The organism is Iodidimonas sp. MBR-22, assembly GCF_029946565.1.
Taxonomy (GTDB): domain Bacteria; phylum Pseudomonadota; class Alphaproteobacteria; order Sphingomonadales; family Rhodothalassiaceae; genus Iodidimonas; species Iodidimonas nitroreducens.
Genome location: NZ_JARKVQ010000013.1, coordinates 74628 through 88596, shown reverse-complemented (window position 1 = coordinate 88596; position 13969 = coordinate 74628). Strand labels below are relative to the sequence as shown.

The window sequence follows — 13969 nt, the reverse complement described above, 5'->3', positions numbered from 1 at the left end:
AACTGCGCATAGCCCACCGGAAAACACGAACCAAATGGTGCTGCAATGGCAGTGAATTTAAACCGGACAGCAGTGGGGCTGATCCGGCATCAACAATGGCAGGGCGCAATGGGCGTAAAAGCTGACGCGATGATCAACACAGGCGAACCGCCGCGCCTCCATATTCGGATTATCTTCGGGCCCAATGCCATGATTGGGCCCGGCAAGGCCGCATTGCTCTATCAGATTATGCAAAAAGGCTCGATTTCAGCCGCCGGGCGGGCCATGGGCATGAGCTATAAACGAGCCTGGATGCTGATCGAAAACCTGAATGCCATGTTCCGCGAGCCTCTCGTGGAAAGCAATCGGGGCGGACCGGGGGGTGGGGGTGCCCTGCTCACCCCGATTGGCAAAGAGGTTTTGCGCCTTTATCGCCAATTACAAAATGATGCCGCCCAAAGCAGCGCGCCCAGCCTTGAAGCTCTGTCCCTCCTGCTGAAAGATCGAAACATCCCGGAATAAAGCTTCGGCAAGCGGCCATGTCATGTGTTATGTTTGCTCAAACATAACCAGAGATTTTTAACCGATGCCGAATTCCCGCAGCTTCCGCCGTTATTATTTCCGGCCCTTGTTCATGGCCGCTGTGCTCCGGCTGATCACGCTTGCAGCTCTATCCTTGACACCTTCCGGCCTTGCATCCGCGCAGGATCGAGCCCCGGTCATTGCCGCCGCTTCTGATCTGCGCTTTGCGCTGTCCGATATCATCACGGCTTTTGAAACCGAAACCGGCCATACCATCCGGGTATCTTATGGCTCCTCCGGGCAATTTACCCAGCAAATCCGCCAAGGCGCGCCTTATCAGTTGTTCATGGCCGCCGATGAAGCCTATATTGCCGATCTTCACCGATTGGGCCTCACCATGGATGAAGGCGACCTTTATGCGGAAGGGCGGATCGTTTTGATGGTGCCACAGGGTTCAAAGCTGAAAGCCGATTCCCATCTCGACCATTTGGCAAGTCTGCTCGATGAAAAGGCCATCGCCCATTTTGCCATCGCCAATCCCGATCATGCCCCTTATGGCGCGCGGGCAAAAGAAGCTTTGATCCACAAAGGACTTTGGCCTGCCATCGAGCCCCTTTTAGTGCTGGGTGAAAATGTCAGCCAAGCGGCGCAATTTGCTCTTTCCGGCAATAGCGAAGGCGGCATCATTGCTTATTCTTTGGCGTTTTCTCCAAAGCTTGAAACGCGGGGCAGCTATGCCCTGATCCCGGCAGACTGGCATCAGCCTCTGCGCCAACGCATGGTGCGGCTATACGGTGCCGGGGCCATCGCCGAAGATTTTTACGCCTATATGAAAACCGAGAAAGCCCGCGCGATCATGCGCGATTATGGCTTCGATCTGCCGGGGTTCTGAGCCATGGATTGGACGGCGCTTTGGCTTTCCCTGCGCTTGGCGGGCTGGACCGTCGCCATCCTGCTCCCCATCGCTCTGGCGATCAGCTCGCTGCTCGCTTATCGCACTTTTCGGGGAAAAGCGCTGGTCGAAGCCCTGATCATGCTGCCTCTGGTTTTACCGCCTACAGTATTTGGCTTTTATCTGCTGGTCGGTTTTGGCAAGGCATCCTGGATCGGCGCCTTCTGGCAAAACACATTCGGTCATTCTTTGGTCTTCAGCTTTGAAGGATTGGTGGTGGCGTCCGTTCTGTTCAATCTGCCCTTTGCGATCCAGCCCGCACAAAGGGGGTTTGAAGCCGTTCCCAAAGAACTGCGTGAAGCGGCACAAACATGCGGTCTTTCGTCCTGGCGCAGTTTTTGGTTGATCGAGCTGCCCATCGCCTGGCCCGGGATCCTGACCGCCATGGTGCTGACATTTGCCCATACACTGGGCGAATTTGGCATCGTTTTAATGGTGGGGGGGGCAATCCCCGGCGAGACGAAAACCATCGCCATTGCCATCTATGATCGGGTCCAAAGCTTCGATGAACGGGGCGCGGCTTTGATGTCAGGCTTTTTGGTGACCATTTCGCTCTTTACCATCGCCCTCACCACATGGCTATCGGGGCGCCTGAGATGGAGGATGTCGCCATGACCCTCAAACTTTGCATCAAGGCCGAAAGCCCCATCCCTCTCGCCATTGATTTCCAGCTCGAACCGGGGGCGCTGCTGGCTTTGGTGGGCCATTCAGGGGCGGGGAAAACCACCATCCTGCGCACGATCGCCGGGCTATACACTCCGGCCATCGCGCGGATTTCAGTTTCTGACGAGCTGTGGCTGGATACGGATCGCGCCATCAATCTGCCCCCGCGCGAAAGGCGGGTGGGCATGGTGTTTCAATCCTATGCCCTTTTTCCGCATATGTCGGCAATCCAGAATGTGGCCTGCGCCATCGATGACCTCGCCTCAACCGAAAAAATGACCGAAGCGGAAAGGCTGCTGGCTCTGGTGAATTTAAAGGGGCTGGAAAAACGCAAGCCAGGAGCCCTTTCCCATGGCCAGCAACAGCGTGTCGCTTTGGCCCGGGCGCTGGCAAGACGGCCCAAGGTGCTTTTGCTCGACGAACCATTTGCCGCCCTTGATCGCCGCACCCGCGAGAGCCTTTATGGCGAAATCATTGCCTTGCGCCATCAGCTGCATCTGCGGCACAGTCGCCATGCCCCAGAACAGGCCCCAGAACAGGCCATAGAACAGGCCATGCCGATCATCCTCGTCACTCATGATATGCATGAGGCGGAACGCCTGGCCGACCAGATCATGGTGATCGAAGAGGGACGGATCATCGCCCATGGCCCGGTTCCGGATGTGCTTTCGCAGCCTGAAGCACTGAGGGCGATGGGCATTCCGCAGCCATCATGATCAAGGCTTCAGCTTTCGATCAAAGAAATCCAGTGCCCCAGACCATAGATGCGCCCGGGTCGCCTCGCCGCTGATGCGATGCTTTTTACCGGGATAGGTCATCAATTCAAAGCCGATGCCTTCATTTTGCAGAACCGACATCAGCTTCACCGCATGATCGAAAAACACATTATCATCGGCCATCCCATGCACCAGCCGCAGGCTGTTGGGCTTCATATCGCCAAGATGGCCAAAAACCGATGCCTCGGCATAAACATCGCGCCCAGCTTTTGATGCCTCATCCTTTGCATCAGGCTGGCCAAGATAGCGTTCGGTATAATGGGTATCATATAGGCGCCAATCAGAAACCGGTGCCACAGACATCCCGGCCTTGAAAACATCGGGGGCCTGCGCCAGCAGATGGATCGTCATATAGCCGCCATAAGACCAGCCATAAACGCCGATGCGTGCGCCATCGATATAATCCTGTGCCGCCAGATATTTCGCCCCCGCCACCTGATCGATCACTTCGCTATGGCCCATCTTGCGGTACAGCACATCCTCAAAAGCCTTGCCCCTATTGGCGGAACCGCGATTATCCACCTTCAAAACGATATAGCCATTGCGGGTGAGGATCTGATCGAAATCGATGGACCAGCTTTTCCGCACCCTTTGCACCCCCGGTCCGCCATAAACATTGATGATCGCGGGATAAACTTTCGTTGCATCGAAATCCGCCGGTTTCATCAGTTCATAATAAAGATCCGTGCCATCTTCAGCCTTGATTGTGCCAAAGCTGCTTGTGGCATGATGATCAAGAAAGGGCGCATAAGGATGATCGGCATCCAATTCATTCTTCTCGATCCAGGTGACCAGATCGCCCTTGATGCTTTTAAGGGCCACCCGCGGCGGCGTGCGCGGTGCTGAAAAGCTATCTATAAACAAAGACGCATCATCGGACAGGCTGATATCATGCCAGCCTTCTTCTTTGGTGAGGCGGGTGATGGATTGGGGATCGGGCTCAAGCGTTGCCTGATAAAGATGCCGCTCGGTGGGGCCATCCTTGAAGCCTGAAAAATAAAGGGCGCCTGCCTCTTCATCCACCCGCTCCAGCTTCGTCGCCACCCAATCCCCAGCGGTCAGCGCGCCGATTTCGCGGCCTTCCAGATCATGAAGATAAAGATGCCGGAACCCGCTTTTTTCCGATGACCAGATGAACCGATCACTGTTTTCGAGAAATTTCAGATCATGATGCAAATTGACCCAGCTTTCCGGCCTTTCGGTGATGGCCACCCATTGCTTGCCCGAGCTGATATGCGCAAAAACAAGATCAAGGCGCTTTTGATCGCGGCTTTCCCTTTGAAAGGCCAGATGGCGGCTATCGGGCAGCCAATTCACCCGCGCCAGATAAATATCTTTTTCATCGCCCAGATTGATCCAGTCGATTTCCCCGCTTTCAAGGCTGACCACGCCCAGATCAATGAGCACATTGGCCGTTCCGGCAAAAGGATAGCGCTGGGCAATGGTGGTGACCCCGCCATTTTCCGAAAGTTCATAACGATCAACGACCTGCACCGGGCTTTCATCAACCCGGGTGAAGGCGATATGGCTTTCATCGGGGGCCCACCAATAGCCGGTATCGCGATCCATTTCTTCCTGCGCCACAAATTCAGCCATGCCCATCAGAACAGGGCCGCCGCCCTCATGGGTGAGCTGCTTTTCAACGCCGTTTTTAACGCTCACAACAAACAGATTCTGATCGCGGATGAACGACACATAAGTGCCTTTGGGCGAGAATTTGGCATCCGTCTCAAAGCCCTCGGTTTCCGTCAGCCTTTTCGCTTTGCCTGCCTTGATATCATAGACATGAAGATCACCGCCCAAGGGAAAGAGAAGGCTTTGTCCATCTTTGGAAAATTGATATTGAACAATGCCGCTGGCGGAAATGCGCTGGCGTTCCCGGCGGGCTTTTTCCACCTCGCTCAAGTCTTCGGCCACACCCCCCAAAATATCATCGCTATCCACCAAAAGCCGGGTTTCGCCCGTTTCGATATGATATTCCCACAGGTCCTGAATGCGAAAATCCCGCTCCTTGCCCTTTAAAAAGGTGACCCGGCTGCCATCGGGCGCGAGCTTCAGGCCATTCACCTTTGGCCCATCAAGCGCGGGGCTGCCAACCATCCGGGCGATGGTCAGTTCTTCGGCATGCGAAAATGTGGGCATCATCATCCCCATCAAAAAAACAAAACCGACAAGGGCTTTAAAAAACGCGACCATCGAAACCATATGCAATTCCCATATCCTGAAAGCCATCATGGCCGGGATGACCCAAAGATCGACCGGCTGTGGCCTTTTCTAATCTGCCAAAACAGTCCCCAAAGCACAGTGCTGCGTTCATCGCCCGAAGGCAAGACCTCCCGCGCGCAATCCCGCGCTCACCATTTGGCCGGATGAAAGGCCCGATCAAAAACCCATCAGGGATAAAACCTCGCGCCGGGCCTTATCATCTTCACGAAAAACGCCGGTCATCCGGCTTGTGGTCATGATCACCTCGGGGGTTTCCACGCCTCGGCAGGTCATGCAGCCATGGGTGGCCTCAATAACAATGGCCACCCCCTGGGGTTCGAGCACTTTTGTGATACAATCGCCAATCTGGGCGGTCAGGCGTTCCTGCACCTGCATCCGCCGGGCATAGGCATGAACCACCCGTGCCAATTTGGAAATCCCCACCACCTTATCATTGGGCAGATAGGCCACATGCGCCTTGCCGATGATGGGCGCCAGATGATGTTCGCAATGCGAAACGAAAGGAATGTTGCGCAGCAAAACCACTTCATCATAGCCCGAGACTTCTTCAAAAGTCCGCGACAGATACACCACCGGATCTTCTTCATAACCCCGGAAATATTCCAGAAAGGCACGCACCACCCGTTCGGGCGTATCGCGCAGCCCTTCGCGATCAGGGTCTTCCCCCGACCAGCGGATCAGGGTTCGCACCGCATCGCGCGCCGCCGCTTCTTCTTTCGAGATTTGCACGCCCGCGGACTTTGTCATGTCATCATTCCTTTATATATTCATCTTGATGGGCGCGGCCTGCCAGCCCCGATCAACGCCCCCAGCTTTATCCCCGGATGGGCTTTGGGGCAAGATCGCGCCTGTTTCAAAAATCCAAACTTATCATTATGATTGACACCAAAGATTTACCTGTTCTTGTGTTTTTCCCTTATAGTTTGCACAAGAGGCTTTGCAAATGAGGATGATTTCATGAGCACGACGACACGACAGACCAGAAAAAAACAATCCGGCTTCACCTTGATGGAACTGCTGGTGGTGCTGGCAATTCTTGGCTTGCTGGCCTCTTTTGCCGTTCCCCGCGTTTTGAAATATCTGTCGGGGGCAAAAACCGATAGTGCCAATATCCAGATCAATAATCTTTCAGGCGCACTTGATCTTTACCGGCTGGAAACCGGGCGCTATCCCACCACAGCAGAAGGATTGCAGGCCCTGATCAAAGAACCAACCGGGGCGCGGGGCTGGAATGGCCCCTATATCGATAAGCCCGAAGGCCTGATCGATCCCTGGGGCCGTCCCTATCATTATCGCTTCCCCAGCCAGATGGGCATGGATGTGGATATCTATACGCTGGGAGCCGATGATGCGCCGGGGGGCGAGGGTGAGAATGCTGATGTCACAAACTGGAGCAGCAATTGATCCCTGATCCACCTGCCGATCTTTCGTCGGCATCAGGCTTTTCCTGCGCTGATCAAGGCGGTCGCAACGGTGGCTTTGCCCTCATTCTCGTCTTGTGGGTTTTAACATTGATTTCTTTGATCATTGCCGGATTTCTTAGCACCACCCGCAGCGAAACCCGCACGCTGATCGCTCGCAGCGATCAGGCTCAGGCCGAAGCTTTGGCCGATGGGGCCGTTTTCTGGGCCATCGGTCAATTGCTCACCATCAATTATGAAGCCGCAGGCCCGCGATCGGCCATCGCGGTGAATGGCACGCCCCGCCGCGTGCAGATCGATGATGCCGAAATCAGCATCGCGGTGCAGGATGCGGGGGGGCTGGTCGATCTCAATGCCGCCGATGAAATTTTGATGCGCAGCCTGCTTATCAGCATTGGTGAAAGCCCGGATAGAGCGGATATTCTGGCCGCGCGCATTGCCGATTTCCGCGATGGCGATGATCGGGCGCGCCCTTTTGGGGCCGAAGATGCCGATTATCGGGCTGCGGGCCTTGCATATGAGTCCCGCGATGCGCCAATGATTCAATTTGAAGAATTATTGCAAATCCCGGGCATGACCCAGGATCTGGTTCAGCGCCTGTCTCATGTTGCCACAGTGCAATCGGGGGGTCGCGCCGTTGATCCCACATCGGCCCCACCCGCTGTTCTGGCCGCTATACCGGGCCTGAGCGAGGGCGAACGGGCCGCCTATGCCTCAGGCGCAATCATCAGCCTGGCGGATCGCGCTGCATCAGCCCCCAATCCGTATCTTACCGGCCCGGCGCGCAGCATTTTCCATATCACCAGCACCGCGCGCACCCCCGGCAATGGCCTGTTTCAAAGACGCGCCGTGGTCCAGCTTTCCGGAGGCACCGAACGCTATCGCATAAGATCATGGCAGCAGGGCATGACCCTTGAAAGCGAAAGCACAAGCGGTTTTTAATTAGATCCTATGCCCGGGCCCCGATCTCGGCTTGGCGCCATCATCGGGGCGATGATCAGATCGGGGGCCACCGCAGCCCCCCCCGCATCGAGAAAACGCATTTCAACCAATTGCGGCAGGCGGAAACTGCCCTGCCAACGATCATACCAGCGCGGGGAAAGCCCGGCATTGAGATCGTCATCGTTCAGCCCGAAATAGCGAAATTCTATAAAGGGGTTATCCGTAAAAAGAAGGCGCGGCCTTTCCCGGCCATCCTCGATAGCAATGAGCCGATCCGGCCTGATCAGCGCCCAATCGATGGTGAGAGACGCGCCGCCGGGCCCGGTTTCCAATTGAAACAGATAAAGCCCACCAATCCCCACCCCCATCGGCATGGTGCTGGCAAAACTGAGGCTGGTGCGATCACCGACAAAGGATGGCACCTGATCTTTGCCATTATGGGAAATGCTCATCGCTTGAGCCCGGCTCAGGCTATGGCGAATGAACGAGCGCACGGCATCGGCATCGATGCTTTGGCTGATCCGGGCTTCCCCGGCAAACCACGCCTTGCTGGTAAAGCGCAGGGCCGTAAAAAGGCCCGCCGATAACAGACCCACAAGGGTGAGGGCAACAATCAGTTCCACAAGGGTAAAGCCCGCCTGTGCTGATCGGGCATGGCGCATCATGGCAGGTCGCTTTCAACCAAACGCATGGTTTGAAGATGAAATTCAGCCCCCGTTTCATCGCTCACGCTGATCTCGATCATCAGCAGGCGAAGCTGCCCACCGGCGATCTGATCCGACGCCAGATCAGGGGGCGGATCAGACATCGTCACCCGCCAGCGATAGCCATCGCCTTCCCCGCTTTCTATGCCCGGGCGCAGTTCAATCTGGCGGCCCAGGCGGGCCATCTGGTTTTGCGCGGCATTCACCAATATTTGCCGATCATCGGCCCGATCAATGCTGCGCAGGCCCCGCCCCATGCCCTGAAGCAAAGCCACAAGCATGATCGAAGCTATGGTAAAGGCCACCAACACCTCGATGAGGGTAAAGCCCTTAGAGGCTAAGTGCATTCTGCTTCTGGCCGCAAAAAGCTGCATTCAGTTAGGTCCGGCTTGCTCGCTTTTCATCTCGTCAGGCTCGCTTTTGGGCAGGCCAAAATTCTCCCTCAGCCGCTCCAGCCCCTTCATCCGCCTGCGCAGTTCCTGGGTCACCTCGCGGGCTTCGGCCTGATCGCGCACCACCCGCGGGGTCAGCATCACCAGCAATTCCGTGCGTTCATTGCCCAAGGTTTTGCTTTTGAACAAATTACCAAAAAACGGAATATTCATCAGGATCGGCACACCGGTATCATTGCTGGTGGAACGATCCCGGATCAAGCCGCCCAATGCAATGGTTTCCCCGGTTTGTACCGCCACCGATGAACTGATCGTGCGTTGCTGAATGGTGGGGGCATCGATCCCCGACGAAGTTGTGGGAACCACATCCGACACTTCTTGCAAAACATCCAGAACCACCAGCCCGCTGGCATTCACATGGGGCGTGACCTCAAGAATGACACCGGTATCCTGAAACTGAATGGAATTGACGATAGGGGCATCGGGATTTTGGGTCGAAACCGATTGCTGCACCGGCACGGGCACCTGATCCCCCACCTGCAACCGAGCCGTTTTATTATCCAGAACCATCAATTGCGGCGACGACACAACAGTCACATCGGTGATTTCGCTCAAGGCATTGAGCGCTGCACGGGCATTATTGCTTTCAAAGAAATAAGAAAATCCGGGAAATGTGGGGGCCACCGCGCCATTCGCCACATCGGAGAAAGCCACATTCTGGGTATTGCCGCTTCCAGCATCGAAAAACCAGCGCACGCCAAAATTCAGGGCATCGTTCAGGGTGACTTCGGCGATCGTCGCTTCAATCAGAACCTGCAAGGGAGAAACATCCAAACGCTTGATCGTGGATTCGATCATGCGAAATTCCTGCGCCGTTGCCAAAATCAGCATCACATCATTGCGATCATCGGCAATCAACCGGGGCCCCTCGCCATTTTCCGAAGAAAAAGCTGAACCGCTATTGCCACCCGAGCCAGATGCGCGGCCCGCCCCACCTGTGGAAGCCCTGCCTGCCGATAAGGCCCCGCCATTATTGCCAGACGCCCCGCCCCGACCAGAGCCGCTAGCCGCCGACCCATCATTTGAGGATGCCGTATTGCCCGAACCGCTGGTGCCCGAAAGACCGCCAGCCTGCCGACCGGGAGCCAGGCCGCCGCCGCTTTGGCCCACCCCCTCACCCACGGTGCGCACATCGAATAATTCGCCTAAAACCTCACCAATTTCAGATGCCCGGGCATTTTTCAAATGATACACATAAAGCATCCGCTGACCATCCGTGCCGCCACCGCGATCAAGGCGTTCCGCCCATTGCTTGGCACTGACCAGATATTGCGCCTGACGGCTGATCGCCAGAACGGCATTCATCCGTTCAATCGGCAAGAGACGGATCACCCCATCGGTTGGCCCGGGCTGCTCTTCGCTACCCTTGGCAAAGATCGCCTCCATCTCGCTAATCACATCTCCCACATCGGCATGTTGCAAAGGCAGGATGGCAAAAGACATGCCCTGAAGCCAGTTCACATCAAAGGTTTCAACCAGGGCGACAATATCATTGGCTTCCACCGAAGGTCCGCGAAACAACAACAGATTGCGGGCATGATCGGCCTGCAGGCCACGCCCCGGAGCCAGAAAGGGCTCAAGACTCACCTGCATTTCATCGGCAGAGACATATTTCAAAGGAATGATATGAATGCCAAAGCCATCGCGCACGCTTTCGCGCCCGCTCAGAAGGGGGGCATTGCCGGTGGTCGCCTCGATGGGAACCACATGATAAACCCCCGAACGTTCCACCAGCGCCACGCGGTTGATGGCCAGAATATCTTCCAAAGCCGGGATCACCTGTTCGGCCGATAAGGCCCGGGCGCTGCGGGCGGTGATGGTTCCTGAAACCGCGCTATCAATCATATAGGGCAAAGACAAGGCTTCCCCCAAAACGGCATCCACAACCTTGCGAATATCGGCACTGGCAAAATTAAGACTATAGGTGCCTTCGCGCTCCCGCACCTCGGCAAAGCCGCCGTCTTTGGCGGGCTTCACATCATTGGTAAATTGGCCACTGCCGCGATAGATTTCGGCCTCGGTTGGGGGCAATGAATTCGGGTCTCTTTGGGGATCGCTGCTATCGATCCGGGTGGTTTCATAAGCCTCCCGCGTGCTGCGCTGCTGCTCGCTTTCCTCAAACAAGCCCGGCGGCGGGGTCGCCCGATCATTGCCATGCGAACCCCGCACCAGATCCTGTCCGCAGGCCGCTAAAAACATCAGCAGACAAAAAGGCACAAGCCGATGAAAGGCCCGTGCAGGGCTGCGATAGGATCGTTCAATGCTTGCTGTACACACGATGTTATGTCTCATTTTTGTTGAGGGCTCATCCGCCTGAACCGCGGCGATCAAGGCGATCGGGATCTTTGTTTTGACGCGACGCCGGAACGGGATTGCCATTGGCATCCCCCCGGCGCGGGGTAATCACCGAGCGGGGCTTTACCAGATGCGCAGGCATCCCCAATTGATAGGGATCAGACCCCACCCCCTCCGCACCCGGGGCAAATTGCAGGCTCAAAGAGAGACGCTCGCCATTGCGGATGAAGCTTGCCCCCCATTGGCTGACCGCCAGCAATTCCCATCCCCGATAGCTTTCGCCCTGCCCGATGATCGACATATCCTTTGATTTTTTATCTTCAACGATGGCCGATCCGCCCGCATCCCCCATGATGACACCGACAAGCGCAAGCTCAGTACTGGCCAAAGCCGGGCCGGTGCTTGCCACTGTCCGCACCAAAGGCGGCTTGCGATCAATGGCAAAAAGATTGCGCTCAATGATCGCGGCAAAAGTGCTTTGACCCGGGGCTACAGGTGGCACCGGTTCGGCTTTTTTATGATCGGCCCCCAAAAAAGCCGATGCATCCTCATCAACAGGCATGTTTTGGGTGAAATCAGGCGGCGTGCGCAGGGCCAAAGCGGCCAAAATAATCAGCAACAGGGCCATCAGGCCCAAAGGCACCAATTGAGGCCACAAACGCCGGGTCATTCTTCACCCCGCAAGCGATAGGACGACACCACCAGTTCAATGAGGAAATTCTGCCCGACTTCAAGTTCATCGCCCCTGACCGATGTGCGTTCTAATCGCGTTCTGATCTGCAACTGATCCACGAAAATCATCGGCTGGCTGCTTTCAATGCGATACAAAAGATCGGATAACCCACGAATATCCGACATGAATTGCAGCCGCATGGGAATGCGCGACAACCCATCCCGCACCACGACCGGCAGGCCCTGCAGGGATCGCACATCGCCACCCGCTGCGGTCACGGTTTGCCCAAGCAGGGTTTGCAGGCGGGCGGCAGCCAGCGAATCGGTGCTTTCCGATAAAAAGACCCCGCTTTGGGCCTGACCCTGGCGTACATCGCGGCTCAGCGCTTCCACCTCATCAACAGACAGCGCCACTTTTTGATAGCGCCGCAGAAGTGCGGCATCTTTTTCAAGCTGAGCCACACCGGCCCGATACTCAAACACAAGGGGGGCGATCACCAGTTCATAGGAAACCGCAATGGCCAGAAAAATCAGCCCCACAGCCGAAATCCTGCGCACAAAAAGGGAGGGCGTTTTGATCATCGCCCGTCCCTCCCCAGGGCTGCGCTGTCGCTTTTAATGGAGGCATTTTGCGGCGTTGCTGCATTAGGCATGAAAATATCCGCAGCCAGGCTGAACCGCTCACGGCCAACGCGCTGATCCTGGGTCACCGGGGCCACAAAACGCGCCTGATGAAAAAGATCGATATCTTCTACCGCCGATAAAACGGTGGATGCCCGATCCGCAAATCCGGTCAAAGAGACCACCCCATTTTCATAAGAAAATTCGATCAGAAAAACATCCATGGGCAGGGCTTTGCTCAAGCTGTTCATCAAGTTCAGGGCCATCGGCTCTGCCGCCCTGCGTTCAAAAAGAAGGGTCTGGCGATTTTGCAAACCCTCCAGATCACGCATCAGATCATCAACCGCCAAAGCTTTCTTGCGGGTTTCCAAAAGCTCTTGAGATAAGTGGGCACGGGCTTCATTCAGCCGATTTTGGGGCAGCCAATAAGCCAGCAGCAAAAGGCCCGCCAGCAACAGGCTCGACGCCGTTTTAAGGCGCGAAAAACCGGGCTTTTCCAGCCGATAATGATCCGGCAGAAGATCCGCCCCCAAGGCCGAGGCCCGCAAGGCATCCGGCTTGATCCCGGCCTGCGCCAAAGCATCGAGGATGGGGTTTAAATCTTCCCGGCGCATGAGGTCGATGCTCAGATTAATGCGCCCGGCGGCTTGATCGATCAGCGGATTTTTCAACCCGATATAAACCTGATCCGGCTGGAAAGGCGTTTGGCGATCCAGATCGAATAATACGGCCTGCGCCAGGCTATCGCGGGCCGCCAAGGGCAGATGGATGGCGCGGCTCAAAACCCGATCCTTGGGGATCAGCACATGCACCTGATCCACTTCGGGCAAAGCCTGAAGGCTCGGGTGATTAAGGGCATCAGCCAAAGCGGCAGGTCGGTCGCGATCATAGGGGGTCTCGAAAACCACGCTGCCTTCGTCTTTATGGTCCGTTGGCCCACGGTCTTGATCCGATAGGGCACAAGGGCCATTGCCCTTATAAAGGCGGGCCGTAACCTGATCCTGACCGATCTCGAACACAAGGGTTCGCCGCCATTGACCGGCGCGCACCAGCCAAGCCACCGGCAACAGGCCTGCCAGTTCCCTCATCCACCATGAGAAGAGCTGTTTCGCCGTGCGGCCAAGCTGATTGATATCAAAACGCATGGACGAGAACCCTGATCATGCCCCAGATCCGAAATGCATCTTTAGCAAGTGCGAAATTAAAGGAACACTCTTTTTTGAATAGGTCGTGCCTTTAAAAACCATCGGCGTCATCCTTGATCTCGATGCGTCCGGTCAACCAATCGATCGCAAGGATTGACAGCCGATCCCCTTGAGCCAAAGCAATCCGCCCCCCCGCCGACGACCCATCGGGATAAAAATCAAAGCGTGCCCGTTGATCGACAAGTGATAACCCATCGCGCCCAGCCAAAAGATCGATAGCGATCCCGGCCGGAATGTCGGCTCTGGGCTGACCGGGATAGCGATAGATGGCATCATCGATATCCAGTTCCAGACTGCGCATTTGCCCCGAAGAAATAGCCGCTGCACGGGTTTGCCGCAGGGCGGACGCCAGATTATGCACGGCATGGGTATAATCCAGGCCCGGCAGGGCATGATGAAAGCGCGGCATGGCCAAAGCCGCCACAATCCCCATCACCGCCATCACCACCAGCATTTCCATCAGGGTGAACCCCCTCTCACCCGTCTGCCGACAGGAGGGGCGCAACATGCTGATGGTGATGAACAGGGGTTTCATGCCC

The 13969-nt window shown here is 56.2% G+C and carries 15 protein-coding genes; 6 read left to right on the top strand and 9 right to left on the bottom strand.

Annotation, left to right across the window (positions count from 1 at the left end; genetic code table 11):
• Positions 1-45: 45 nt before the first annotated feature.
• From QK300_RS10760 to QK300_RS10745, 4 genes are all read left to right on the top strand, one after another.
• Positions 46-501 (top strand): LysR family transcriptional regulator, encoded by a 456-nt coding sequence (locus QK300_RS10760; RefSeq protein WP_281320844.1) that lies wholly within the window; start codon positions 46-48, stop codon positions 499-501.
• A 64-nt stretch (positions 502-565) separates the two neighbouring features.
• A complete protein-coding gene (gene modA, locus QK300_RS10755; protein ID WP_281301615.1) occupies positions 566-1393 on the top strand; it encodes a molybdate ABC transporter substrate-binding protein in 828 nt (275 codons plus the stop codon).
• A 3-nt stretch (positions 1394-1396) separates the two neighbouring features.
• Complete coding sequence (gene modB / locus QK300_RS10750; RefSeq protein WP_281301616.1) at positions 1397-2068, top strand: molybdate ABC transporter permease subunit; 672 nt, start codon at positions 1397-1399, stop codon at positions 2066-2068.
• The gene (locus QK300_RS10745; RefSeq protein WP_281301617.1) at positions 2065-2832 is read left to right on the top strand and encodes an ATP-binding cassette domain-containing protein; all 768 of its coding nucleotides are present in this window, start codon (positions 2065-2067) and stop codon (positions 2830-2832) included. Before modB ends, QK300_RS10745 begins: the two co-directional genes overlap by 4 nt.
• Here the strand turns inward: QK300_RS10745 and QK300_RS10740 are convergent, their stop codons facing one another.
• Both QK300_RS10740 and folE read right to left on the bottom strand, forming a co-directional pair.
• Positions 2833-5034, bottom strand: a complete 2202-nt coding sequence (locus QK300_RS10740; protein WP_281301618.1) for a S9 family peptidase — start codon at positions 5032-5034, stop codon at positions 2833-2835.
• A 240-nt stretch (positions 5035-5274) separates the two neighbouring features.
• On the bottom strand, positions 5275-5865 hold the full coding sequence (gene folE / locus QK300_RS10735; RefSeq protein WP_281301619.1) for a GTP cyclohydrolase I FolE: 591 nt from the start codon (positions 5863-5865) through the stop codon (positions 5275-5277).
• Positions 5866-6075: 210 nt separating this feature from the next.
• On the opposite strand from folE, the gene gspG reads away from it, so the two are divergent.
• Both gspG and QK300_RS10725 read left to right on the top strand, forming a co-directional pair.
• Positions 6076-6522 (top strand): type II secretion system major pseudopilin GspG, encoded by a 447-nt coding sequence (gene gspG / locus QK300_RS10730; RefSeq protein ID WP_281301620.1) that lies wholly within the window; start codon positions 6076-6078, stop codon positions 6520-6522.
• On the top strand, positions 6519-7481 hold the full coding sequence (locus QK300_RS10725; RefSeq protein WP_281301621.1) for a type II secretion system protein GspK: 963 nt from the start codon (positions 6519-6521) through the stop codon (positions 7479-7481). The genes gspG and QK300_RS10725 overlap by 4 nt, the downstream gene beginning before the upstream one ends.
• On the opposite strand, the gene QK300_RS10720 is transcribed toward QK300_RS10725, so the two are convergent.
• The 7 genes from QK300_RS10720 to QK300_RS10690 all read right to left on the bottom strand — a co-directional run bounded on the left by QK300_RS10720 (position 7478) and on the right by QK300_RS10690 (position 13965).
• Positions 7478-8146 carry a prepilin-type N-terminal cleavage/methylation domain-containing protein gene (locus QK300_RS10720; RefSeq protein ID WP_281301622.1) on the bottom strand — a complete coding sequence of 223 codons (669 nt, stop codon included), beginning with the start codon at positions 8144-8146 and terminating at the stop codon, positions 7478-7480. The genes QK300_RS10725 and QK300_RS10720 overlap by 4 nt on opposite strands.
• Complete coding sequence (locus QK300_RS10715) at positions 8143-8532, bottom strand: prepilin-type N-terminal cleavage/methylation domain-containing protein (protein WP_281301623.1); 390 nt, start codon at positions 8530-8532, stop codon at positions 8143-8145. Before QK300_RS10715 ends, QK300_RS10720 begins: the two co-directional genes overlap by 4 nt.
• Positions 8533-8559: 27 nt before the next feature.
• Entirely contained in the window at positions 8560-10914 is a 2355-nt protein-coding gene (gspD, locus tag QK300_RS10710) for a type II secretion system secretin GspD (RefSeq protein ID WP_281302305.1), read from the bottom strand.
• Positions 10915-10942: 28 nt separating this feature from the next.
• Positions 10943-11602, bottom strand: coding sequence for a hypothetical protein (locus QK300_RS10705; RefSeq protein WP_281301625.1), 660 nt, complete (start codon positions 11600-11602; stop codon positions 10943-10945).
• The gene (gene gspM, locus QK300_RS10700) at positions 11599-12186 is read right to left on the bottom strand and encodes a type II secretion system protein GspM (RefSeq protein ID WP_281301626.1); all 588 of its coding nucleotides are present in this window, start codon (positions 12184-12186) and stop codon (positions 11599-11601) included. Before gspM ends, QK300_RS10705 begins: the two co-directional genes overlap by 4 nt.
• Complete coding sequence (locus tag QK300_RS10695) at positions 12183-13370, bottom strand: type II secretion system protein GspL (RefSeq protein ID WP_281301627.1); 1188 nt, start codon at positions 13368-13370, stop codon at positions 12183-12185. The genes gspM and QK300_RS10695 overlap by 4 nt, the downstream gene beginning before the upstream one ends.
• A gap of 91 nt (positions 13371-13461) precedes the next feature.
• Positions 13462-13965, bottom strand: a complete 504-nt coding sequence (locus QK300_RS10690; RefSeq protein ID WP_281301628.1) for a GspH/FimT family pseudopilin — start codon at positions 13963-13965, stop codon at positions 13462-13464.
• Positions 13966-13969 lie beyond the last annotated feature (4 nt).

What these genes read in the sequence shown, in the direction of transcription:
- QK300_RS10760 (WP_281320844.1), top strand. Translation starts at nt 46, where the DNA reads ATGGCAGTGAATTTAAACCGGACAGCAGTGGGGCTGATCCGGCATCAA.
- modA (WP_281301615.1), top strand. Translation starts at nt 566, where the DNA reads ATGCCGAATTCCCGCAGCTTCCGCCGTTATTATTTCCGGCCCTTGTTC.
- modB (WP_281301616.1), top strand. Translation starts at nt 1,397, where the DNA reads ATGGATTGGACGGCGCTTTGGCTTTCCCTGCGCTTGGCGGGCTGGACC.
- QK300_RS10745 (WP_281301617.1), top strand. Translation starts at nt 2,065, where the DNA reads ATGACCCTCAAACTTTGCATCAAGGCCGAAAGCCCCATCCCTCTCGCC.
- QK300_RS10740 (WP_281301618.1), bottom strand. Translation starts at nt 5,034, where the DNA reads ATGCCCACATTTTCGCATGCCGAAGAACTGACCATCGCCCGGATGGTT.
- folE (WP_281301619.1), bottom strand. Translation starts at nt 5,865, where the DNA reads ATGACAAAGTCCGCGGGCGTGCAAATCTCGAAAGAAGAAGCGGCGGCG.
- gspG (WP_281301620.1), top strand. Translation starts at nt 6,076, where the DNA reads ATGAGCACGACGACACGACAGACCAGAAAAAAACAATCCGGCTTCACC.
- QK300_RS10720 (WP_281301622.1), bottom strand. Translation starts at nt 8,146, where the DNA reads ATGATGCGCCATGCCCGATCAGCACAGGCGGGCTTTACCCTTGTGGAA.
- QK300_RS10715 (WP_281301623.1), bottom strand. Translation starts at nt 8,532, where the DNA reads ATGCACTTAGCCTCTAAGGGCTTTACCCTCATCGAGGTGTTGGTGGCC.
- QK300_RS10705 (WP_281301625.1), bottom strand. Translation starts at nt 11,602, where the DNA reads ATGACCCGGCGTTTGTGGCCTCAATTGGTGCCTTTGGGCCTGATGGCC.
- gspM (WP_281301626.1), bottom strand. Translation starts at nt 12,186, where the DNA reads ATGATCAAAACGCCCTCCCTTTTTGTGCGCAGGATTTCGGCTGTGGGG.
- QK300_RS10695 (WP_281301627.1), bottom strand. Translation starts at nt 13,370, where the DNA reads ATGCGTTTTGATATCAATCAGCTTGGCCGCACGGCGAAACAGCTCTTC.
- QK300_RS10690 (WP_281301628.1), bottom strand. Translation starts at nt 13,965, where the DNA reads ATGAAACCCCTGTTCATCACCATCAGCATGTTGCGCCCCTCCTGTCGG.